The organism is Sphingomonas sp. Leaf21 (genome assembly GCF_916858675.1).
In the GTDB taxonomy this organism is placed as follows: Bacteria; Pseudomonadota; Alphaproteobacteria; order Sphingomonadales; family Sphingomonadaceae; genus Sphingomonas.
Genome location: NZ_CAKASM010000030.1, coordinates 1 through 22,058, shown reverse-complemented (window position 1 = coordinate 22,058; position 22,058 = coordinate 1). Strand labels below are relative to the sequence as shown.

Here is a 22,058-nt window from a genome sequence, read left to right as displayed (position 1 = left end):
TAGGGCTCAGGCGGCGACGCGTCGTCCCTCGCCGTCGCTCAAGTCATTGGCGGGACGATGGGTTTGCCGTGCGCGAACCGCGCGTGCCGCCGCGCGCCGCGTCGCGAACCGTCGCACGACCGGCCAGCGCGCCAGCATCGACGACGACAGCATCGCGGCAATGCCAAGCTCGACCACCCCGCCCCATTCGATCGCCGAGGCCATCATGACGAGGTCGCCCATCGATCCGCCCGCCATGGCAAGCATTCGGATTTCGTCGATCTCGAACCAGATGGCGAAGCCGATCAACGCGAGCCCAAGGATCATCACGCCCCATTGGGCCCGCCCGACCCGGTTCAACCGCCGCGCCGGGGCTTCGACCAGCCACCGCGACAGCCAGCGGCCGACCGGCAGATCCGGGCACCAGCGAAGAACCGCCATCAGCCCCAGCAGCAGCAATATACCCGCCACCATCTCTGTCCCCCCTTTGCGTCATTCCACTATGGGGCGGCGCCGGGTTTTTACCAGTGCTGGGCGTGACGCGGGGGGCCCCTCGCGACTATGATCCGCCGCATGATCTTGCGCAGCGCCCTGTTCCTCCCCGCCTCCAACGCCCGTGCGATCGCCAAGGCGCGGACGCTGGACAGCGATGCGGTCATCCTGGACCTGGAGGATGCGGTCGCACCCGAGGCCAAGGCGACCGCGCGCGAGGCGGCGGCAGCGGCCGTGCGCGAAGGCGGGTTTGGCAAGCGGATGCTGATCGTCCGGACCAACGGGCTGGATACGGCATGGGCGGCCGCCGATCTGGCCGCGCTGGCGTCGATCCGCCCGGCGGCGGTGCTGATCCCCAAGGTCAACGATGTCGCGACGCTCGAGCGCGCACGTGCCGCGCTGGGACCGGACGTGGCGCTCTGGGCGATGATCGAGACCTGTCGCGGCATCCTGTCGCTGCCCGCGCTGGCCGCAGCCGCGCGGGGTTTGGGGCTGACCGCGCTGGTCGCGGGGACCAACGATCTGGCCAAGGACATGCGCCTGCCCGCGCCCCCTGCTCCGGAGGCGCTGCTGCCGCTTCGCGTCCAGATCGTCGTCGCGGCGCGCGCGGCCGGGTTGATCGCGCTCGACGGCGTGTGCAACGCGCTGGATGCGCCCGAACGGCTGGTGGCGGAATGCGCGGAGGGGCGGCGACTGGGGTTCGATGGCAAGACGCTGATCCACCCCAACCAGATTGGATTGGCGAACCAGGGCTTCGGACCGAGCGAAGCGGAAATCGCCCGGGCGCAGCGAATCGTCTCGGCCTTCGCTGACCCCGCACAGGCGGCGCTGGGCGCGATCCGGCTGGACGGGCAGATGGTCGAGCGACTGCATCTGGCGGAAGCCGAACGGATATTGGCGCTGACGCGGACTTCGGCCGGATAACCTGCCCTCACCCTTCCCACCCGCTGTCGCGGGCCCCTTCCCTCTCCCGCCGGGAGAGGGAGGGAGGCGCGAAGCGCCGGAAGGTTGAGGGCGGGGGCGCTTACTCCAGCTCCAGAATCACCGCATCCACCGCCAGGCTGTCGCCGGTCCTGGCGGAGATCGACTTGACGGTGCCCGACTTGGCGGCGCGCAGGATATTCTCCATCTTCATCGCCTCCACGACGGCGAGCGGTTGCCCCGCTTCCACGGCGTCGCCCTCGGCCACGTCGAGCCGGACGAGCAGCCCCGGCATCGGCGCGATGAGGAATTTGGAGAGATCGGGCGGGATCTTCTCGATCAGATGCCGCGCGTAGGGCGCGGCGCGTGCGGGGAGGACGCGGACCGTGTGACTGGCGCCGCGCGTGGTCAGGCGGAAGCCGGTGCGGGTCTTCCCTATGCGCACCGACAGGGTATCGCCCGCCTCGTCCTCGACCGCGATCATCCGATCGCCGGGGGTATAGGCGATGGCGAGGTCGAGCGCGCTGCCGTCGACGCCGATGCCATCGGTCGAGACGTTGACCCGGTGGTCGGCACCCCCGATCCGAACCGTCCAGTCGGCGGGCGGCTGAAGTCGGTGGCCGAGCTGTCCGTCGATCCGCCGCGCGCGGTCGGCCTCGGCGGTCGCGGCGAAGGCGGCGACGGCGGCGAGCGTGCGGGTCAGTTCGCCGCTGGCCGGTGCGCCCTGGAAGCCTTCGGGATATTCCTCGGCGATGAACCCGGTCGAAAGATCGCCCGATCGGAAGCGCGGATGCTGCATCAGCGCCGAGACGAAGTCGATATTGGTCCCCGGCCCGCTGATCTCGAACGCATCGAGCGCGGCGACCTGGGCGTCGATCGCGGCTTCGCGGGTCGGGGCCCAGGTGACGAGCTTGGCGATCATCGGGTCGTAGAACATGCTGACCTCGCCGCCCTCGGCCACGCCGTCGTCGACGCGGACGCGAACCTCGTCATCGGCCTGTTCGGCTGGCGGATTGTAGCGGACCAGCCGCCCGGTCGAGGGCAGGAAGCCGCGATACGGGTCCTCGGCATAGACGCGGTTCTCGACCGCCCAGCCGGTCAGGGTCACCTGATCCTGGGTGAAGGACAACGGCTCGCCCGCCGCGACCCGGATCATCTGTTCGACCAGGTCGAGCCCGGTGATCTCCTCGGTCACGGGATGCTCAACCTGGAGACGCGTGTTCATCTCGAGGAAGTAGAAGCTCTTGCCCGTGACATCCGCGCCCGACACGATCAGTTCGACCGTGCCCGCGGAATAATAGCCGACCGCACGGGCCAGCGCGACCGCCTGTTCGCCCATGGCGCGGCGCATCTCGGGCGTGACGAAGGGCGACGGCGCTTCCTCGACCACCTTCTGGTGGCGGCGCTGGACCGAGCATTCGCGCTCGCCGAGATAGACGACGTTGCCATGTTGATCGCCCAGCACCTGGATTTCGATATGGCGGGGGCTCTCGATGAACTTCTCGATGAAGACCCGGTCGTCGCCGAAGCTGGCAAGCCCTTCGCGCTTGGTCGCCTCGAAGCCTTCGCGCACGTCCGCCTCGGACCAGGCGAGCCGCATCCCCTTGCCGCCGCCGCCGGCGCTGGCCTTCATCATGACGGGGAAGCCGATATCGCTGGCGATGCGCACGGCTTCCTCGGTATCGGCGATCTCGCCCAGATAGCCGGGGACGACATTGACCCCGGCGGCCTTGGCGAGCTTCTTCGATTCGATCTTGTCGCCCATCGCGGCGATGGCGTTGGGCGGCGGGCCGATGAACGCGACCCCCGCCTCGGCACAGGCGCGCGCGAAGCTCTCGCGCTCGGACAGGAAGCCATAGCCGGGGTGGATGGCATCCGCGCCGGTCGCCTTGGCGGCGGCGAGGATCAGCTCGGCCTTGAGATAGCTTTCGGCGGCGGGCGCGGGGCCGAGGCGCACCGCCTCGTCCGCCAGCCGGACATGCGGCGCGCTGGCATCGGCGTCCGAATAGACCGCGACGGTGGCGATGCCCATGGCTCTGGCCGTGCGGATCACCCGGCACGCGATTTCCCCGCGATTGGCGATCAGGATTTTCTGGAACACGGGGATACCTCTCCTTTTATGTCGTTGGTCCGTGTCGTGCCTGTTCCCCGGCGAAGGCCGGGGTCCAGTTTCCCTTTGGTCGATGGCGCGCCGTGGCTCCTCGGGGGAGGCATCTGCCACGTGCCATCGATGCTTCACCGCAACTGGACCCCGGCCTTCGCTGGGGTGGTCACGATGAGGGGCAAGAGGTTCACTCCGCCGCGACCCGCATCGGCTCGGCGCCTTCCATCGGACGCAGGCCCAGCTTGGCGAACAGCGCGGCGTCGGCATCGTCGCCCGCATTGCCCGCGGTCAGCAGCTTGTCGCCGGTGAAGATCGAGTTCGCGCCCGCCAGGAAGCACAGCGCCTGGGTGGCGGCCGACATGCTCTCGCGGCCCGCCGACAGGCGGACCATGCTCATCGGCATGGTGATGCGCGCGACCGCGACGGTGCGGACGAACTCGATATCGTCGATCCGCGCCAGCGGCGTGTCGGCGAGCATGTCGCCCAGCACCGTGCCCCTGACCGGCACCAGCGCATTGACCGGCACGCTCTCGGGATGGCGCGGCAGGGTGGCGAGCGCGTGTACGAAGCCGACGCGGTCGCCACGGGTCTCGCCCATGCCGACGATGCCGCCGCAACACACCGAAATGCCCGCCTCGCGCACGTTCGACAGCGTCTCCAGCCGATCCTCGAAACAGCGCGTCGTGATGACGTTGGCGTAGTTTTCGGGGCTCGTGTCGATGTTATGGTTGTAATAATCGAGGCCCGCCTCGGCCAGCCGCTGCGCCTGGGGGGCGTCGAGCATCCCCAGCGTCATGCAGGTTTCCAGCCCCATGGCCTTCACCCCCTCGACCATGGCGACGACCTTGTCCATGTCGCGCTCCTTCGGGCTGCGCCAGGCCGCGCCCATGCAGAAACGCTGCGAGCCGGCCGCCTTGGCCTCCGCCGCCGCCGCCAGCACGGCTTGCACGTCCATCAGCTTTTCGGCCTTCACGTCGCTCTCGGCCGAGGCGCTCTGCGAGCAGTACCCGCAATCCTCGGGGCAACCGCCGGTCTTGATCGAGCAGAGCGTGCACAGCTGCACCTCGTCCGCCGCGTGGTGCGCGCGGTGCACCTCGGCCGCCCGGAACAGCAGCTCGGTGAAGGGCAGGTCGAACAGCGCGGCGATCTCGGCGCGGGTCCAGTCGGTGCGCATAGCCGTCGCCTCGGGGCGGATCGCGGTGGTCGTCGTCATCACGTCGTGTCCTGTCATTCGCCCGTCTCGGGCGGCATATTATGGCCCAGCAGCCTCAGCACATCCTCGGCCGCTTTCACAAGGTTGGTGCCGGGGCCGAAAATCGCCTGAACCCCGGCATCGTAGAGCGCCTGATAATCCTGTGCGGGAATAACGCCACCCGCGATGACCTTGATATCGGCGCGGCCCGCGTCGCGCAGGTGGCCGATGAGTTCGGGGATCAGCGTCTTGTGACCCGCCGCCAGGCTGGAGGCGCCGACGATATCGACGTCGCGGGCGAGCGCCAGTTGGGCGGCTTCTTCCGGCGTCTGGAACAAGGCGCCGGGGACGACCTCGAAACCCAGATCGCCGAACATCGAGGAGACGAGGTTCGCGCCCCGGTCATGCCCGTCCTGCCCCATCTTGGCGACGAACATCCGGGGCTTGCGACCGAGACGACGCTCCACCGCCTCGACACCCCGGATCAGGCGGGCCCAGCGTTCGTCCTCGCCATAAGCGCCGCCATAGATGCCCGACACCGGGGTCGGCTGGGTGCCGTAGCGACCGAACACATCCTCCAGCGCCGAGGAAATCTCGCCCAGCGTCGCGCGCGCCCGCGCCGCCTCGACGGCCAGAGCGAGCAGATTGCTCCCCAATCCTCCCTGAGCTCGCTCGGGGAGGGGGACCGCGGCCGAAGGCCGTGGTGGGGGGGCGGAGAGGTCAGCCCCGGCCCCTCCACCATCGCTGGCGCGATGGTCCCCCTCCCCAAGACGAGCTTGGGGAGGATTTTGGGCCGCGTTACGCAGGGCATCGAGCGCGGCCTGAGTCGCAGCCTCGTCGCGTTCGGCCTTCACCCTGCCGATCCGGGCCACCTGTCCAGCCCGCACCGCATGATTGTCGATGTCCAGGATTTCCACCGGCGCTTCGTCGGCCAGCCGGTATTTGTTGACCCCGACGATCACGTCCTCGCCCCGGTCGACCTTGGCCGCACGCGCCGCCGACGCCTCCTCGATCATCGCCTTGGGCCAGCCCGCCGCGACCGCCTTGGCCATGCCGCCCTCGGCCTCGATCCGCTCGATCAGCTCCCAGGCGCCGTCGACGAGGCTCTGGGTCAGGCTCTCGACATAGTAACTGCCGCCCAGCGGATCGACGACCTTGGTCATCCCCGTCTCTTCCTGCAACACGATCTGGGTGTTGCGCGCTATCCGGGCGGAGAAGTCGGTGGGCAGCGCGATCGCCTCGTCCAGCGCGTTGGTATGGAGCGACTGCGTCCCGCCCAGCATCGCCGCCATCGCCTCGATGGTGGTGCGGATGACGTTATTATACGGGTCCTGCTCGGTCAGCGACACGCCGCTGGTCTGGCAATGCGTCCGCAGCATCTTGGAGCGCTCGTCCTTCGCCCCCAGCTGCGTCATCGCGCGGTGCCACAGCACACGCGCCGCGCGAAGCTTGGCGACCTCCATGAAGAAGTTCATGCCGATCGCGAAGAAGAAGGACAGCCGCCCCGCGAACTTGTCGATATCAAGGCCCGACGCCACGCCATATTTCACATATTCCATGCCGTCGGCGATGGTGAAGGCCAGTTCCTGGAGCTGCGTCGCCCCGGCCTCCTGCATGTGATAGCCGCTGATCGAGATGCTGTTGAACTTGGGCATCTCGGCCGAGGTATAGGCGAAGATGTCCGAGATGATCCGCATCGAAGGCTCGGGCGGGTAGATATAGGTATTACGGACCATGAACTCCTTGAGAATGTCGTTCTGGATGGTCCCTTCCAGCTTCGACCGGTGAACCCCCTGTTCCTCGGCCGCGACGATGAAGAAGGCCAGGACCGGGATCACCGCGCCGTTCATCGTCATGCTGACCGACATGGCGTCCAGGGGGATGCCGTCGAACAGGATCTTCATGTCCTCGACCGTGTCGATCGCGACGCCCGCCTTGCCGACATCGCCCGTCACGCGCGGGTGATCGCTGTCATAACCCCGGTGCGTCGCCAGATCGAACGCGACCGACAGCCCCTTCTGCCCCGCCGCCAGGTTGCGCCGGTAGAAGGCGTTCGATTCCTCGGCGGTCGAGAAGCCCGCATATTGCCGGATCGTCCACGGGCGCCCCGCATACATACTCGCGCGTACCCCGCGCGTGAACGGCGCGAAGCCCGGCAGGCCGGGGTCGGTGGTCACATCGGCGGCGGTATAGAGCGGCTTGACCGTGATCCCCTCCGGCGTCTGCCAGTCGAGGTCGCGCCCCTTCACCTCACGCGCGGCAAGGGCTTCCCAGTCGGACAGCTCAGGGCGTTCGGCCATCGGCCACTCCTCATCCACTCTTATTTTATTTCACTAGAGCGAAATCATCATGCGCGCGCAAGGGGCCGTATCCTACCGCCCCAGGAAACGCGCCGGACGCTTTTCGAAAAACGCCCGGCCGCCTTCCTCGCCGTCCTGCGTCGCGCGGGCGCGACGTTGGTCCTCCGCCTCGCGAGCCAGCGCGGTGGCATAGTCGCTATCGAATCCGGCGTGGAGCGCGCGGCGCATCAGCCCCAGCGCCACGCTCGGCCCCGCCGCCAGCCGCTCGGCCAGCGCGAAGGCTTCGGCGTCGAGCGCATCGTCGGCGACGACCTTGTGGATCATGCCCCAGTCCAGCGCCCTGGGCGCGGGCACCCGCTCGCCCAGCATCATCATCTCGGCGGCCCGCGCACGGCCGATCAGGCGCGGCAGCATCCAGCTCGCCCCGCCATCCGGGACGAGGCCGATATTGACGAAGGCATGGAGGAAATAGGCGCCCTCGCTGGCCACGCAGAAATCGGCCGCCAGCGCGAGGCTGCATCCGATCCCCGCCGCAGCACCCCGCACCGCGCTGACGACGGGTACGGGCAGGTCGACCAGCGCCAGCATCGCCGGATTATAATGCTCGACCAGTGCGCGATGCACGGTGTCCGGGCCGACATCGCCGCCCGAGATATCCGCGCCGGAGCAGAAGGCCCGCCCCTCGCCCGCCAGCAGCACCGCTCGCGCATCGCCGCGCTGCTCCAGCGCCCGCCCGATCGCGTCGAACAGCGCGGGCGGCGCGGCGTTCAGCCGCTCGGGTCGGTCGAGCGTCAGGACCAGCACATCGCCCCGCCGCTCGACGCGCAGCATCGCGTCGCTCAATGCCCCTCCCCCGGCGTTTCCATCAACTCGATCAGCACGCCACCCATGTCGCACGGGTGGAGGAACACGACCGGCGTGCCATGCGCCCCGATACGCGGCTGGCCAAGCAGCGTCGCGCCCTTCGCCTGTAAGTCCGCCACGGCGGCCGCCATGTCGGCGACCTCGAAGCACAGGTGATGTTGCCCGCCCGCCGGGTTCTTCTTGAGGAAGTTGGCGATGGGGGAGGTTTCGTCCAGCGGCTGGATCAGCTCGATCTGGGTGTTGGGCGCGTCGATGAAGCATACCCGCACGCCCTGCGGGGGCAGGTCGAACGGCTCGCCGATCGCGTCCGCGCCGAGGATGTGGCGGTAGGTTTCCACCGTCTTTTCGATCGACGGCGTGGCGATGCCGATATGGTTGAGACGGCCCAGGGTCATGCGCGCTTCCGATCGATCCGTGTGACGAGGGCGCCTCCCCTCCCCCGGCCCCTCCCGCCTGCGGGAGGGGAGAGGTTCTGGGTGAGCGCTGGCCCCAGGCACGCCCCTCCCGCAGGCGGGAGGGGATGGGGGAGGGCTCCCCCGCTTGCGACCATCTCAGAGCGGCAGATTGTCATGCTTCTTCCACGGGTTCGCCAAGTCCTTGTTCCGCAACTTGCGCAACCCCAGCGCGATCCGGCGACGCGTCGAGTGCGGCTGGATCACCTCGTCCACGAATCCTTTGGACGCTGCGACGAACGGGTTGGCGAAGCGCGCCTCATATTCCGCCGTGCGCTCGGCGATCTCCTCGGGCGTCCGCCCACGGAAGATGATCTCGACCGCGCCCTTCGCACCCATCACCGCGATCTCGGCGGTCGGCCAGGCATAGTTGAGGTCGCCGCGCAGATGCTTGGACGCCATCACGTCGTATGCGCCGCCATAGGCTTTCCGCGTGATGACCGTGATCTTGGGCACCGTCGCCTCGGCATAGGCGAAGAGCAGTTTGGCGCCGTGCTTGATGATGCCGTTATGCTCCTGCGCGGTGCCGGGCAGGAAGCCGGGCACGTCGACGAAGGTGACGATCGGAATCTCGAACGCATCGCAGAAGCGCACGAAACGCGCCGCCTTCCGCGAGGCGTTGATGTCGAGCACGCCCGCCAGCACCATCGGCTGGTTGGCGACGAAGCCGACCGTGCGCCCTTCGATCCGGCCGAAGCCGGTGATGACGTTCGCCCCGTGCGCGGGCTGCACCTCGAAGAAGTCGCCCTCGTCGACGACCTTGGCGATCAGCTCGTGCATGTCATAGGGCTGGTTGGCGCTGGCTGGGATCAGCGTGTCGAGGCTTTCCTCGATCCGGTCCCAGGCGTCCGCCGTAGGCCGCTCGGGCACGCCCTCGCGATTGTTGGCGGGGAGGAAATCGATGAAGTCGCGTGCCGCCAGCAGCGCCTCGATATCGTCCTCGAACGCGACGTCGGCCACGCCGGTCTTGGTGGTGTGCGTCACCGCGCCGCCCAAAGCCTCTTGCGTGACGACCTCGTTGGTCACCGTCTTCACCACATCGGGCCCGGTGACGAACATGTAGCTCGAATCCTTCACCATGAAGATGAAGTCGGTCATCGCCGGGCTGTAGACCGCGCCGCCCGCGCACGGCCCCATGATGAGGCTGAGCTGCGGCACCACGCCCGATGCCAGCACATTGCGCTGGAACACCTCGGCATAGCCGCCGAGCGAGGCGACCCCTTCCTGGATACGCGCGCCACCCGAATCGTTCAGCCCGATCACCGGTGCGCCGACCTTCATCGCCATGTCCATGATCTTGCAGATCTTCTGGGCGTGACGTTCCGACAGCGAGCCGCCGAACACGGTGAAGTCCTGGCTGAACACGAAGACCAGCCGCCCGTTGATCGTGCCCGACCCCGTCACGACGCCGTCGCCGGGGATGACCTGCTCGGTCATGCCGAAGTCGGTGCAGTTGTGCTCGACGAACATGTCGAGTTCCTCGAAGCTGCCCTCGTCGAGCAGCACGTCGAGCCGTTCGCGTGCGGTCAGCTTGCCCTTGGCGTGCTGCGCGGCGACGCGCTTCTCGCCACCACCGGCGCGCGCGGCCGCGCGGCGGCGCTCGAGTTCGACCATCGTCGATGCCATGACCTCATCCTCTTATGTCTTTCCGGGGTCTATGCCCGAGAGGTTGGGGGGATGGCAATCGCAGGGATTTCCGTTTTCGTAAGGGGAAGCTCCCCCTCCCGCAGGCGGGAGGGGGTTGGGGGGAGGGTCTGGAGTCTCACCGAGACCGCCGCCTGCGGCCGTGCCCTCCCCCGGCCCAGTTTCAGGTAAACGATGCCCCGCATCGTTTAGGTCATGCCGGGGGCATGACCAACCTGAAACTCGCCTGCGGGAGGGGAGAAAGACAAGAGCCCTGCTTGTTCAGGCGATCAGATATCCAGCGCCCAGCCGTCGCGCCCCTTGGGATCGAACGGACCGTTCGGCACGAAACGCTCCGCCCCCGCCCGCAGCCGCAACACACTCCAGTCGCCACGCCGGTCGACCGTCTCCAGCGCGCAGCCACACGCCTCATAAGCCGCGACCACATCGGCGCGCTGCGTTTCCAGCAGCCCCGCCAGTACCAAGGTCGCATCCGGCCCGGCAATCGCGGCCAATTCCGGCGCCATCGAAATCAGCGGCCCCGCCAGGATATTGGCGATGACCAGGTCATAGGGCGACGCCGCCATGATCGGATCGGCGAGCGCGCCGTCCGCGACGATCAGCTCCACCCCGTCCACGCCGTTGATCGCCGCATTCTCTTCGGTCACATCGACCGCGATGGGGTCGATGTCGGTCGCGACGACCTTCGCATCGGGCCAGAGATGGCGAACGGCGAAGGCGAGCAGTCCGGTGCCGGTGCCGACGTCGATGGCGTTCGCGACCGTCTCCGAAGCCATCGCGTCGAGCATCGCGAGACAGCCGCTGGTCGTTTCATGATGCCCGGTGCCGAAGGCGCGCCCCGCCGGGATGTGGAAGCCGCGCTTCCCCTCGGGCACCGTCTCGTCGCCGGTGTGGACGAAGAAGCCACCGACCGACAGTGGTTCGAGTCCGGCCTGGCTCATCGTCACCCAGTCCTGCGCGGGCACATGCTCGACCGTGGCGGGATGATCGCCCGCACTCGGCACCAGCGCGCGGATCGCGTCGATGGTCGCGGCATCGGGCTCCACCTCGAAATAGGCGTCGAGCCGCCAATGTTCGCGGTCGTCCTCGACCTCCTCGGTGGTCATGATGACCGCGTCGATCGCCAGATCGTCGGCGGCGTCGATCGCCTCCGCCTCGTCGCGGGTGCAGGGCAGCGTCAGCTTCCAGCTGTCAGCGGACATAGCTGGCTCCATTTACGTCGAGCACCGCGCCGGTCATCGAGGGCGGAGCGTCGGTGCACAGGAAACGCACGGTCGCCGCGACCTCCTCCGGAGAGGCGACACGGCCGAGCGGAATGTCGGCGAGCAGCCTGTCGCCGCCCCGGCTGGCCAGATAATCGTCCGCCATGCCGGTCATGGTGAAACCGGGACAGACCGCGAAGGCGAGAATGCCTTGCGCGGCATAGCCGCGCGCGATGGTCTTGGTCATCGCGACCATGCCGCCCTTGGATGCGGCATAATGCCAGTGGGCGGGCGAGTCGCCGCGATGGGCGGCGCGGCTGGCGATGTTGACGATCCGCCCGCCGACGCCCCGCTCCTGCCAGTGGAGAACCGCCAGGCGGCACAGCTCGGCCGAAGCGGTCAGGTTGACCTGCATCGTCCGCGCCCAGCTTTGCGACCAGTCTTCGGCGTCGAGCGGGCTCGCCTCGAAGATTCCGGCATTGTTGACCAGCATGTCGATCGCACCGCCCGCCTCGGCCATCGCCGTCGCCCAAAGGCGCGCGGGTTCCTGCGGCTGCGACAGGTCGGCGGCAATGCCACTTCTGGTGCCATGGCCCAGCACGCGGACATTCGGCAGTTCGCCCAGCGCCTTGGCGGTCGCCGCACCGATGCCGCGGCTGCTTCCCGTTACCAATATCGTCGTCATCCCCCGCCCGTGCCGGGCGCGAGCAGGCGCGTCAACGGGGTTGCGCACGCCGCCCCTGCCAGGGGGAGGATCGATGGATTGTCTCAGGCCGCGACGCGGGCGACGAACTGGGTGGCGCTGGTCTTCAATTCGCCCAGTTGCGTGTCGAGATCGTCGAAACCGCGCCCGACGCGATCGATCTCCTGCGCGACATGCTCGGTATCCGAACGGATCGCGGCGATGGTGTGTGACATCGAATCGGCGGCCAGCGCGGTTTCGTCGACGGCGGCGGTGATCGCGGTCACCGTCTGCGCCTGCGCCTCCATCGCGTGGCGGATGCGCTCGGCGGATACCTGCACCTCGTTCACCGTGGCCTTGATCGACGCGTTGGTCTCGACGGTCGAGCGGGTCGCCGCCTGGATCGCGGCGATCTTGGTCGCGATGTCGTCGGTGGCGCGCGCGGTCTGGCTGGCGAGGCTCTTGACCTCTTGCGCGACGACCGCGAAGCCCCGGCCCGCATCGCCCGCGCGTGCCGCCTCGATCGTGGCGTTGAGCGCGAGCAGATTGGTCTGACCCGCAATGTCGCGGATCAGGCCAAGGATCGACTCGATCGACTTGGCATGGTCGGACAGCATCTCGGACATGCCGACCGCCTGACCGGCCTGGTCGGCGGCGCGGTTGGCGACGTCGGCGGCCTGGTCGACCTCGGTCCGCGCATCCTCGATCGCGCGGATGAGGCCGGCGGCGGTCTGTGCCGCCTCGCGCATCGCGACGGCCGACTGCTCGGCAGCGGCGGCGACCTCACTCGACTTGCCCAGCATTCCGCGCGTCGACAGCGACGCGTCCTGCGCCTGGCGCCGCAGGTCCTGGCCGCCGACCGACGCGGTTTCGACCACCACCGTGATGCCGTTGCGGAAATCGTCCGCCAGCTTTTCGCGCTGCCGCTCGGCACACCAGCTCGAAAAGCCCGCGAACAGCTCGACCGTCAGCTCTGTTTCCATGCCGTAGAGCCGCAGCAGGGTATCGATCGCCAGGGTGCGGCGCGAATCGTCCGATGCCATCTCCTCCATGACGATCTTCAGAACCGCCCGGTCGCTCGAGCAGGACATGGCCAGCACCTCCATCGGCGCGACCCCGGCGGCATAGGCGGAGGCGATCGCCCGGCCGAGCGACTCGACCCATTCGCGCCCGCCCAGATCGCAGAAGCGATTGCGCAGATAGGCGCGCCCCGCCGTCTGCTGCCGCTCGCGGTCCAGCGGCGTCCATTCCGGCCGCCCCGGATTGTTGAGCCGCCAATGGTCCCAATAGGCGCTCGTCACCTCGTCCGCGCGCGGCTCGATCACCGGCCAGAGGTCGGCGGCATGCCGGATCAGCGAACGCGCGCCGCCGTCAAAGGCACGGATCCGCGCGTCGAGGTCGATGTTCGCCGTGATGACCGTGGGCGATGGCAGCTCGAAATCCAAGACGTGGTTCCCCCATTCGAAACGCTTCGAATCTTTCGCCGACAGCATGGGGGAAAAGGGTTAAAAGCATATTATTCGGTGGTTTCGGAGTAAAAGAGCGCAACGCCGATGCTGCGATGGCGGGATTCGCGCCCGCGCGCCGTCGCGGGATACGCTCCCGACTTGCATCCTGTCGGCGTCTTCACCATAGGCATATCCGCAAACCAGCCCGACCTTAAAGATTGTTCGAGGATCTGCCCTTGGCCGCCCGCAACACCGCACGCCCGCTCTCACCGCATCTCCAGATCTGGAAATGGGGTCCAAACATGCTGGTCTCCATCCTGCACCGCGTCACCGGCACGGGCATGGCGACGGTGGGCACGCTGCTTCTCGTCTGGTTCCTGGCGTCGATCGCCGCGGGTCCGGAAAGCTATGCGACGTTCCGCGACGTCTTCACCGTCCAGTCGGGCGGGCTCAACATCATCGGCTATGTCGTCGGCATCGGCCTGACCGCCTGCCTGTTCCAGCATATGGCCAATGGCATCCGCCACCTGTTCATGGATGTCGGCGCTGGCTTCGAGCTGAAGTCGAACAAGCGTCAGGCGCAGGCGACCATCATCTTCGCCGTCGTGATGACGGTGGCCTTCTGGCTCTATCTGGGGATCAAGTGATGCGTTCCGGAACCGCGATCGGCCGCGTGCGCGGCCTGGGCTCGGCCAAGTCGGGCACCCATCACTGGCTGAACCAGCGCCTGACGGCGGGGTCGAACTTCCTGCTGGTCGTATGGCTGCTGATCTCGATCCTGCGCCAGCCATCCTATGACTATGCCGCGATGCGGCTGTGGCTGGCCAATCCCTGGGCCGCCATCCCGATGGCGATGCTGGTCGCCTCCATCTTCTATCATATGCGCCTGGGGTTGCAGGTCGTGATCGAAGACTATGAGCAGGACCAGAACCGGGTCGCGCTGCTCGTCGTCATGAACCTGTTCGTCTTCACGACCGCCGCCGTCGCCATCTTCTCGATCCTCAAGATCGCTTTCGGAGCCGCTGCATAATGTCCGCTGCCGCTTACAAGATCATCGACCATACCTATGACGCCGTCGTCGTGGGTGCGGGCGGCTCGGGCCTGCGCGCCACCATGGGTATCGCCGAGGCGGGTCTGAAGACCGCCTGCATCACCAAGGTGTTCCCGACGCGCAGCCACACCGTCGCCGCGCAGGGCGGCATCGCCGCGTCGCTGGGCAATATGGGCCCGGACCACTGGACCTGGCACATGTACGACACCGTCAAGGGGTCGGACTGGCTGGGCGACCAGGACGCGATCGAATATCTGTGCCGCGAGGCGCCCGCCGCCGTGTACGAGCTGGAACATGCGGGCGTGCCGTTCAGCCGCACCGAAGAGGGCAAGATCTATCAGCGCCCCTTCGGCGGCATGATGCAGAATATGGGCGAAGGCCCGCCCGCGCAGCGCACCTGCGCCGCCGCCGACCGTACCGGCCACGCCATGCTGCACGCGCTGTACCAGCAGTCGCTGAAATATGACGCGGACTTCTTCATCGAGTATTTCGCGCTCGACCTCATCATGGACGAGCAGGGCAATTGCCGCGGCGTGATCGCGCTGTGCATGGAAGACGGCTCGATCCACCGGTTCCGCGCGCACAATGTCGTGCTGGCGACCGGCGGCTATGGCCGCTGCTATTTCTCGGCCACCTCGGCGCACACCTGCACGGGTGACGGCGGCGGCATGGTGCTGCGCGCGGGCCTGCCGCTGCAGGACATGGAGTTCGTGCAGTTCCACCCGACCGGCATCTACGGCGCGGGCGTCCTCATCACCGAGGGTGCGCGCGGGGAAGGCGGCTACCTCACCAACTCCGAGGGCGAGCGCTTCATGGAGCGTTACGCGCCGTCGGCCAAGGACCTCGCCAGCCGCGACGTCGTGTCGCGTTCGATGGCGATGGAGATCCGCGAAGGGCGCGGCGTCGGCAAGGAGGGGGATCACATCTACCTCCATCTCGACCACATCGACCCGAAGGTGCTGGCCGAACGCCTGCCCGGCATCACCGAGACCGGCAAGATCTTCGCCGGTGTCGACCTGACCCGCCAGCCGCTGCCCGTCACGCCGACCGTCCACTACAACATGGGTGGCATCCCGACCAACTATCACGGCGAAGTCGTGCGGTTGAAGGACGGCAACCCGGACTCGGTCGTCCCCGGCCTGTTCGCGGTCGGCGAAGCGGCCTGCGTGTCGGTCCACGGCGCGAACCGCCTCGGCTCCAACTCGCTGATCGACCTCGTGGTGTTCGGCCGCGCGACCGGCCTGCGTATCAAGGACACGCTGAAGCCCGGCACGCCGCACGCGCCGCTGCCCAAGGGGTCGGAGGAACTGGCGCTGGGCCGCCTGGATCACTTCCGCAACGCCGCCGGTGGCTCGACCACGGCGTCGGTGCGCAGTGAGATGCAGAAGACGATGCAGCGCCACTGCGCCGTGTTCCGCACCGACGAGCTGCTGACCGAAGGCCGCCAGATGATCCGCGCCACCTATGACCGGATGAAGGACATCGGCATCAAGGATCGCTCGCTGATCTGGAACACCGATCTGGTCGAGACGCTGGAGCTGGACAACCTCATCAGCCAGGCGGTCGTGACGATGGAGTCGGCGCTGAACCGCAAGGAAAGCCGCGGCGCGCACGTGAACGAGGACTTCCCCGATCGCGACGACGCCAACTGGATGAAGCACACCGTCGCGACCTTCGACGGCTGGGGCGGCCAGGGCGGCGGGGTCGCGATCGACTATCGCCCGGTGCATGATTACACGCTGACCGACGATATCGAGTATATCAAGCCGAAGAAGCGGGTTTACTAAACACCGCGTTTCCGACCTTCCAAACGGGGGGCTGGCGAGCGATCGTCGGCCCCTTTTTTGCTATTCCTTCTTCTTCCCCCCTTCCGCAGGCGGGAGGGGTCAGGGGAGGGAAAGCCCCAAGCGACCCAGCCCGTGGAGAGCCCCTCCCCCCATCCCCCTCCCGCAGGCGGGAGGGGGTGCGCCTGGCAGCGCGCGTGCGGTTCACGCTTAGCCGCCCCCTTCTTCCCCCCCCCTCCCGCAGGCGGGAGGGGTCGGGGGAGGGAAAGCCCCAAGCGACCCAGCCCGTGGAGAGGCCCCTCCCCCCATCCCCCTCCCGCCTGCGGGAGGGGGTGCGCCTGACCGCGAGCGTGCGGTTTACAGTTGGCCGCCCCCTTCTTCCCCCCTCCCGCAAGCGGGAGGGGGTGCGCCTGGCCGCTCGCATCCATGCCTTCGGCTCCTTCCGTAATCATTTCGGCAGCGCAGCGGAACGCGAGCGGCGGGGATGGGTTCACTTGGCATGTCCGCATCCGCTATCGCGTCCTCCATGTCGCTCGATCTCGCCCCGCCCCCGCCCCGCCTGTCTCCAGCCGATAGTCTGTTCCTCGATTTCGACGGCACGCTGGTCGACCTCGCCGACAATCCAGAAGGCGTGCATGTCGACAGCGTGCTGGCCGACCGGCTCGACGCGCTCGCGGCGCACATGCCCGGTCGCATCGCCATCGTCAGCGGCCGTTCGATCGCGCAGCTCGACGCGCTGTTCGGGCCGCAGGCACAGCATTTCACCGTCGCGGGCAGCCACGGCGCCGAACGGCGCTCCCCCGAGGACGGCCATGTCCAGCCCGACAAGCCCGATCACCTCGCCACCGCGACCGAGGAAATGCGCCGGGTCGCCGAGGCGAACGACCTGTATTTCGAGACGAAGAGCTTCGGCGCCGGGCTCCACTACCGGCGAAATCCGGATGCCGAGCCGCTGGCGCTGCGCGAGGCGACCGCGATCGCCGAGCGTCACGGCCTGACGCTGCAGCCGGGCAAGATGATGGTCGAGATCCGCCTGCCCGGCGACAAGGGCCAGGCGATCGAGACGCTGATGCAAACCCCGGCCATGCGCGGCACGGTGCCGATCTTCTTCGGCGACGACGTGACCGACGAGGACGGCTTCGTCGCCGCCGCCGCGCTGGGCGGCGCGGGCGTGCTGGTCGGCCCGATGCGCGAGACCGCCGCGCTCTACCGCCTTCCCGATGTCGCCGCCGTCCATCAATGGCTCGCCCGAGCGCTGGAGAATGCCGAATGATGCAACAGGATCTGAATCTCTGGCCGATCGGCAATTGCCAGGTCTCGGCGCTGGTCGATTCGCAGGGACGCTTCGTCTGGGGGTGCGTGCCGCGCGTCGATGGCGACCCGGCGTTCTGCGCGCTGCTGGGCGATGGCGAGCCCGAGACGGGCTATTGGGCGATCGATCTGGAGGATCGGGTGTCGACGACGCAGGGCTATCTGCGCAACACGCCGATCCTGGTCACCACGCATATGGACGATCGCGGCAACGGCATCGAGATCACCGATTTCTGCCCCCGATTCTCGCGCGATGGCCGCGTCTATCGCCCGACCAGCTATGTCCGGATCGTTCGCCCCATCAGCAGCCCCCGCATCCGCATCGCGCTGCGCGTCGCGACCGACTGGGGTCATCCGACGGAGCGGACGCAGGGGTCGAACCACATCCGCTACCTGATGACGCAGCAGACGTTGCGCCTGTCGACCGACGCACCGGTCGGGCACATCACCGCCGAACAATGGTTCCGCCTGGAACGCCCGATCCATATGTTCCTGGGCCCGGACGAGAGCTTTGCGGGCGTGCTGAACGAGGCATGCCGCGCGATGCTGGAGCGCACGACGCAGGAGTGGCACCACTGGGTGCGTGGCCTCGCCACCCCCGTCGAGTGGCAGGCGGTCGTCATCCGCGCCGCGATCACGCTGAAGCTGTGCCAGCATGAGGAGACCGGCGCGATCGTCGCGGCGCTGACCACCTCGCTGCCCGAACATGCCGATTCGGGGCGCAACTGGGACTATCGCTATTGCTGGATCCGCGACGCCTATTACACGGTGCAGGCGCTCAACCGGCTCGGCGCGCTCGACGTGCTGGAGGGGTATCTCGAATATCTGCGCAATATCGTCGATGCGGCGCGGGGCGGGCATATCCAGCCGCTCTACGGCGTCGGCGGCGAGGCGACGCTGGTCGAGCGGATCGAGGACAAGCTGCCCGGCTACCGGGCGATGGGGCCCGTCCGCGTCGGCAACCAGGCCTATGAGCAGATCCAGCACGACGCCTACGGCCAGATCGTGCTGTCCGACGTGCAGGCCTTTTTCGACACGCGGCTGTTCCGCATGTCGGGCGTCGAGGACTTCCACTCGCTGGAGCAGGTCGGCGAGCGCGCCTGGGCCAAGTACGACCAGCCCGATGCGGGCCTGTGGGAATTGCGCACCAAGAGCCATGTCCACACCTATTCCGCCGCCATGTGCTGGGCGGCGTGCGATCGACTCGCCAATGCGGCGCAGGCGCTGGGGCTGGAGGAGCGCCGCGCCTTCTGGCAGGAGCGCGCCGACCTGATGCGCGAGACGATCGAGCAGGCCGCCTGGCGGCCCGGGACGCAGCGCATGTCGGCGACCTTCGGCGGCGACGACCTAGACGCCAGCATCATCCAGTTGCTCGACCTGCGCTTCCTGTCGCCCGACGATCCCCGCTTCCGCTCGACGCTGGACGCGGTGGAAAAGGGCCTGCGCCGGGGCAGCCACATGCTGCGCTATGCGACCGAGGATGACTTCGGCCTGCCGCATACCGCTTTCAACGTCTGCACCTTCTGGTTGATCGAGGCGTTGTATGTCACCGGGCGTCACGCCGACGCCCGCGCGCTGTTCGAGGAGATGGTGGCGCGCTGCACCCCCGCCGGGCTTCTGTCCGAGGATATCGACCCGAATACGGGCGAGCTGTGGGGCAATTATCCGCAAACCTATTCGCTGGTCGGCCTGATCAACTGCGCCGTCCTGCTGAGTAAACCATGGAGTGCCGTGCGATGAGTCGCCTGATCGTCATCTCGAACCGGGTCCAACCGCCCTCCACCGGGCCGGGCGGCAATCAGGGCGGGCTGGCGGTCGCACTTCTCGCCGCGCTTCGCGAACAGGGCGGGATCTGGTTCGGCTGGTCGGGGGAAACCACCGAGGAATTCACCGGCCATATCAACTTCCAGCAGGGCGGCGGCGTCACCACCGCCACCATCGACCTGGAAGAGCAGGATATCGACGAATATTATAACGGCTATGCCAACCGGACCCTGTGGCCGCTCTTCCACTACCGGATCGACCTGACCGAGTTCGAGCGCGATTTCGATTCGGGCTATGCCCGCGTCAACGAGCGGTTCGCCGAGACGGTGCAGCCGCTGATCGAGCCCGACGATCTGGTCTGGGTTCACGACTATCACCTGATCCCGCTCGGCCGGGACCTGCGCAAGCGCGGCTTCAAGAACCGGATCGGCTTCTTCCTGCACATCCCCTGGCCGCCGGTCCGGCTGCTGATGTCGCTGCCCAGCCATCGCAAGCTGGTCGAATCGCTCTTCGCCTATGACGTGGTCGGCTTCCATACCGAGGACTGGCTCGACAGCTTCCGCGACTACGTGACCAAGGAGCTCGGCGGTACGCTCGGCGAGAATGGCGAGGTCACCTGGAACGGTCGCACCATCTGCGCCATCCGCGCGCCGATCGGCATCGAGACCAAGGAGTTCGAGGAAGCCGCCAATGGCCATGACGCACGGTTCGCCCGCGAGCGCATGTACATGTCGGCGACGGGCCGCAGCCTGATCGTCGGGGTCGACCGGCTCGACTATTCCAAGGGACTGGCCGAGCGGTTCCTGGGCTACGAGCGCTTCCTGACCCAGAATCCCGAGCGGCGCGGGCTGGTCTATATGCTCCAGATCGCCCCGCCCAGCCGCGAGAAGGTCAACACCTATCAGGAGATACGCGCCAATCTCGATTCGCTGTCGGGGCGGATCAACGGCGAGTTCGCCGATATCGACTGGGTGCCGATCCGCTACGTCAACAAGGGGTTCCCGCGCCCCGTCTTGGCGGGCATCTACCGCGCGGCGCGGATCGGGCTGGTCACGCCGCTTCGCGACGGCATGAACCTGGTCGCCAAGGAATATGTCGCCGCGCAGGATGCGGATGATCCCGGCGTGCTGATCCTGTCGCGCTTCGCCGGTGCGGCGGAGCAGCTGAAGGATGCGGTCCTCATCAACCCGTACAGCGCCGACGAAATGTCCGACGCGATCGTCCAGGCGCTCGCCATGCCGCGCAACGAGCGGATCCGGCGCTGGGAAAGCCTGATCGACAATGTCCGCCGCGAGGACGTGTTCTGGTGGTGCGAACTGTTCCTGGCGGCGCTGCGCGGGGATGGGGTGAAAGCGGAGGCGATTGAGGAAGCGGCGTCCTGATCCTCCCCGGCACGGGGAGGGGGACCGCCGCGAAGCGGTGGTGGAGGGGACTTGCCACAAAGGACTACCCCAGCGGCACGCCCCCTCCACCAGCCTGCGGCTGGTCCCCCTCCCCGTTCCGGGGAGGAATGGAATGCTCCAACCGCCGTCTCGGCAGCGCCTCGGGCATCTCGCGCCGGATATAGTCGAGCAGGCCTTCGCGGATCTCGCACCGCAGGTCGAACGCGGTCGAGGCGTCGCGCGCGGTCATCAACCCGCGCACCTCGATCGAGTCGGGCTTCACGTCGGTCACCTGCATATTGAAGAACCGCCGGTCCCAGCGCGTGCTCGCTTCGACGATCTCGCCCATCCTGGCGCGAAGGCGGGGAATATCCGCCGCCGGGTCGAGATACCAGAACACCGAGCCGAGCAACTGGCTGGTCTCGCGCGTCCAGTTCTGGAAGCTGTTCTCCAGGAACTTGGCGACGGGCACGACCAGCCGCCGCTCGTCCCAGATCCGCACGACGACGAAGGTGAGGTGGATCTGCTCGATCCTTCCCCATTCATTGTCGATGATGACCACGTCGTCGAGCCGGATCGGCTCGGTAAAGGCCATCTGCACGCCTGCGATCAGGTTCTTGAGCGCGGGCTGCGCGGCGGCACCGACGACCAGCCCCGCGATACCCGCCGAGGCCATCAGCGTGACGCCGATGGTGCGGATGCCCGGCACGCTGAGCAGCATCAGGCAGACGGTCAGGAACACGATCAGGAAGATGCCGATCCGCCCCAATATCTGCGCTCGCGTCCGCTTTCGCCTTGCGCGCAGATTGTCCTCGACGCTGATGTCCGCGCGCAGATAGACCACGCCCTGCAAGGCGCGCAGCGCCGACACCGCGAGCCAGCCGAGCAGTGCGGGCACCCCGAAGCCCAGCACCTGTCGCCAGATGTCGCGCCCTTCGCTCGACATGGGGACGAGGCGCATCGCGAAGCTGACCGCGATCGCGATCGCCACCCAGCGCAGCGGCTGACGGATGTGCGCGAGGACCAGATCGTCGCTTTCGCTGGCCGTCCGCCGCGCCGCGTGACCGGCGATACGCATCGCGACGCTGTGCACCACCACCGCGATCAGGATCGCCGCCGCGATGATGAGGACATGTTGAACCCACAGCCATTCGGCCGGAATGTCGAGCGATCGAAGCCAGCGCATGGGGCTGCTAAAGGGTCAGGGGCAGGAAGGTTCCGGGGGTACGTGATTCCCTCCCCGCTTCCCACCAACGTAAAAAGCGCCCCCGACCGCAATCGGGGGCGCCTTCGTCAGGACCGGGTCAGGCCGCCGGTCGGATCGCACCGGTGGGCGCGGGAGCGGGGGCACCAGCCGGGGGCGGCGGGGGCGGTACGGGCACGCCCTGCGGAGCGGCACCGTTCACGGGCGGAGGCGGGGGCGGAGGCACGGCACCCGGTGCGCAACCACCCGGCGGGGGCGGCGGGGGCGCACCCGGACCACCCG

Annotated in this window: 18 protein-coding genes; 7 read left to right on the top strand and 11 right to left on the bottom strand. The window is 67.8% G+C overall.

Going from position 1 to position 22,058, the window contains the following annotated elements; all coding sequences use genetic code 11:
• Positions 1–6 precede the first annotated feature (6 nt).
• Positions 7–453: a hypothetical protein gene (locus LRP66_RS16410; protein ID WP_230483677.1), complete on the bottom strand. Its 447-nt coding sequence runs from the start codon at positions 451–453 to the stop codon at positions 7–9.
• A 99-nt stretch (positions 454–552) separates the two neighbouring features.
• On the opposite strand from LRP66_RS16410, the gene LRP66_RS16405 reads away from it, so the two are divergent.
• On the top strand, positions 553–1,395 hold the full coding sequence (locus LRP66_RS16405) for an HpcH/HpaI aldolase/citrate lyase family protein (protein WP_230483676.1): 843 nt from the start codon (positions 553–555) through the stop codon (positions 1,393–1,395).
• A gap of 100 nt (positions 1,396–1,495) precedes the next feature.
• Here LRP66_RS16405 and LRP66_RS16400 read toward each other — a convergent pair whose 3' ends face one another.
• From LRP66_RS16400 to LRP66_RS16360, 9 genes are all read right to left on the bottom strand, one after another.
• Positions 1,496–3,493 carry an acetyl-CoA carboxylase biotin carboxylase subunit gene (locus LRP66_RS16400; RefSeq protein ID WP_230483675.1) on the bottom strand — a complete coding sequence of 666 codons (1,998 nt, stop codon included), beginning with the start codon at positions 3,491–3,493 and terminating at the stop codon, positions 1,496–1,498.
• 190 nt (positions 3,494–3,683) lie between these two features.
• Complete coding sequence (bioB, locus tag LRP66_RS16395; protein ID WP_230483674.1) at positions 3,684–4,709, bottom strand: biotin synthase BioB; 1,026 nt, start codon at positions 4,707–4,709, stop codon at positions 3,684–3,686.
• A 14-nt stretch (positions 4,710–4,723) separates the two neighbouring features.
• A complete protein-coding gene (gene scpA / locus LRP66_RS16390) occupies positions 4,724–6,988 on the bottom strand; it encodes a methylmalonyl-CoA mutase (protein ID WP_230483673.1) in 2,265 nt (754 codons plus the stop codon).
• Positions 6,989–7,060: 72 nt separating this feature from the next.
• On the bottom strand, positions 7,061–7,819 hold the full coding sequence (locus LRP66_RS16385) for an enoyl-CoA hydratase-related protein (RefSeq protein WP_230483696.1): 759 nt from the start codon (positions 7,817–7,819) through the stop codon (positions 7,061–7,063).
• 8 nt (positions 7,820–7,827) lie between these two features.
• Positions 7,828–8,247: a methylmalonyl-CoA epimerase gene (gene mce, locus LRP66_RS16380; protein ID WP_230483672.1), complete on the bottom strand. Its 420-nt coding sequence runs from the start codon at positions 8,245–8,247 to the stop codon at positions 7,828–7,830.
• 156 nt (positions 8,248–8,403) lie between these two features.
• Positions 8,404–9,930 (bottom strand): acyl-CoA carboxylase subunit beta, encoded by a 1,527-nt coding sequence (locus LRP66_RS16375; protein ID WP_230483671.1) that lies wholly within the window; start codon positions 9,928–9,930, stop codon positions 8,404–8,406.
• A 287-nt stretch (positions 9,931–10,217) separates the two neighbouring features.
• The gene (locus LRP66_RS16370) at positions 10,218–11,150 is read right to left on the bottom strand and encodes a 50S ribosomal protein L11 methyltransferase (RefSeq protein ID WP_230483670.1); all 933 of its coding nucleotides are present in this window, start codon (positions 11,148–11,150) and stop codon (positions 10,218–10,220) included.
• Positions 11,140–11,835 carry an SDR family NAD(P)-dependent oxidoreductase gene (locus tag LRP66_RS16365; RefSeq protein WP_230483669.1) on the bottom strand — a complete coding sequence of 232 codons (696 nt, stop codon included), beginning with the start codon at positions 11,833–11,835 and terminating at the stop codon, positions 11,140–11,142. Before LRP66_RS16365 ends, LRP66_RS16370 begins: the two co-directional genes overlap by 11 nt.
• Positions 11,836–11,918: 83 nt before the next feature.
• Complete coding sequence (locus tag LRP66_RS16360; RefSeq protein ID WP_443026710.1) at positions 11,919–13,277, bottom strand: methyl-accepting chemotaxis protein; 1,359 nt, start codon at positions 13,275–13,277, stop codon at positions 11,919–11,921.
• 305 nt (positions 13,278–13,582) lie between these two features.
• Here LRP66_RS16360 and sdhC point away from each other — a divergent pair, with 305 nt between their 5' ends.
• From sdhC to LRP66_RS16330, 6 genes are all read left to right on the top strand, one after another.
• Complete coding sequence (sdhC, locus tag LRP66_RS16355) at positions 13,583–13,927, top strand: succinate dehydrogenase, cytochrome b556 subunit (RefSeq protein ID WP_230483667.1); 345 nt, start codon at positions 13,583–13,585, stop codon at positions 13,925–13,927.
• A complete protein-coding gene (sdhD, locus tag LRP66_RS16350) occupies positions 13,927–14,310 on the top strand; it encodes a succinate dehydrogenase, hydrophobic membrane anchor protein (RefSeq protein WP_230483666.1) in 384 nt (127 codons plus the stop codon). Before sdhC ends, sdhD begins: the two co-directional genes overlap by 1 nt.
• Positions 14,310–16,118, top strand: a complete 1,809-nt coding sequence (sdhA, locus tag LRP66_RS16345; RefSeq protein ID WP_042489426.1) for a succinate dehydrogenase flavoprotein subunit — start codon at positions 14,310–14,312, stop codon at positions 16,116–16,118. Before sdhD ends, sdhA begins: the two co-directional genes overlap by 1 nt.
• Before the next feature lie 496 nt (positions 16,119–16,614).
• Positions 16,615–17,388 carry a trehalose-phosphatase gene (otsB, locus tag LRP66_RS16340; RefSeq protein WP_230483665.1) on the top strand — a complete coding sequence of 258 codons (774 nt, stop codon included), beginning with the start codon at positions 16,615–16,617 and terminating at the stop codon, positions 17,386–17,388.
• The gene (locus LRP66_RS16335) at positions 17,388–19,166 is read left to right on the top strand and encodes a glycoside hydrolase family 15 protein (protein WP_230483695.1); all 1,779 of its coding nucleotides are present in this window, start codon (positions 17,388–17,390) and stop codon (positions 19,164–19,166) included. The genes otsB and LRP66_RS16335 overlap by 1 nt, the downstream gene beginning before the upstream one ends.
• Complete coding sequence (locus LRP66_RS16330) at positions 19,163–20,572, top strand: alpha,alpha-trehalose-phosphate synthase (UDP-forming) (RefSeq protein ID WP_230483664.1); 1,410 nt, start codon at positions 19,163–19,165, stop codon at positions 20,570–20,572. The genes LRP66_RS16335 and LRP66_RS16330 overlap by 4 nt, the downstream gene beginning before the upstream one ends.
• A gap of 64 nt (positions 20,573–20,636) precedes the next feature.
• On the opposite strand, the gene LRP66_RS16325 is transcribed toward LRP66_RS16330, so the two are convergent.
• A complete protein-coding gene (locus LRP66_RS16325; protein ID WP_230483663.1) occupies positions 20,637–21,758 on the bottom strand; it encodes a mechanosensitive ion channel family protein in 1,122 nt (373 codons plus the stop codon).
• Positions 21,759–22,058: the final 300 nt, after the last annotated feature.

Excerpts from the sequence above, each read along its gene's own strand:
- LRP66_RS16410 (WP_230483677.1), bottom strand. The coding sequence starts at position 453 with ATGGTGGCGGGTATATTGCTGCTGCTGGGGCTGATGGCGGTTCTTCGC.
- LRP66_RS16405 (WP_230483676.1), top strand. The coding sequence starts at position 553 with ATGATCTTGCGCAGCGCCCTGTTCCTCCCCGCCTCCAACGCCCGTGCG.
- bioB (WP_230483674.1), bottom strand. The coding sequence starts at position 4,709 with ATGACGACGACCACCGCGATCCGCCCCGAGGCGACGGCTATGCGCACC.
- scpA (WP_230483673.1), bottom strand. The coding sequence starts at position 6,988 with ATGGCCGAACGCCCTGAGCTGTCCGACTGGGAAGCCCTTGCCGCGCGT.
- LRP66_RS16385 (WP_230483696.1), bottom strand. The coding sequence starts at position 7,819 with ATGCTGCGCGTCGAGCGGCGGGGCGATGTGCTGGTCCTGACGCTCGAC.
- mce (WP_230483672.1), bottom strand. The coding sequence starts at position 8,247 with ATGACCCTGGGCCGTCTCAACCATATCGGCATCGCCACGCCGTCGATC.
- LRP66_RS16375 (WP_230483671.1), bottom strand. The coding sequence starts at position 9,930 with ATGGCATCGACGATGGTCGAACTCGAGCGCCGCCGCGCGGCCGCGCGC.
- LRP66_RS16370 (WP_230483670.1), bottom strand. The coding sequence starts at position 11,150 with ATGTCCGCTGACAGCTGGAAGCTGACGCTGCCCTGCACCCGCGACGAG.
- LRP66_RS16365 (WP_230483669.1), bottom strand. The coding sequence starts at position 11,835 with ATGACGACGATATTGGTAACGGGAAGCAGCCGCGGCATCGGTGCGGCG.
- sdhC (WP_230483667.1), top strand. The coding sequence starts at position 13,583 with ATGCTGGTCTCCATCCTGCACCGCGTCACCGGCACGGGCATGGCGACG.
- sdhD (WP_230483666.1), top strand. The coding sequence starts at position 13,927 with ATGCGTTCCGGAACCGCGATCGGCCGCGTGCGCGGCCTGGGCTCGGCC.
- sdhA (WP_042489426.1), top strand. The coding sequence starts at position 14,310 with ATGTCCGCTGCCGCTTACAAGATCATCGACCATACCTATGACGCCGTC.
- otsB (WP_230483665.1), top strand. The coding sequence starts at position 16,615 with ATGTCCGCATCCGCTATCGCGTCCTCCATGTCGCTCGATCTCGCCCCG.
- LRP66_RS16335 (WP_230483695.1), top strand. The coding sequence starts at position 17,388 with ATGCAACAGGATCTGAATCTCTGGCCGATCGGCAATTGCCAGGTCTCG.
- LRP66_RS16330 (WP_230483664.1), top strand. The coding sequence starts at position 19,163 with ATGAGTCGCCTGATCGTCATCTCGAACCGGGTCCAACCGCCCTCCACC.
- LRP66_RS16325 (WP_230483663.1), bottom strand. The coding sequence starts at position 21,758 with ATGCGCTGGCTTCGATCGCTCGACATTCCGGCCGAATGGCTGTGGGTT.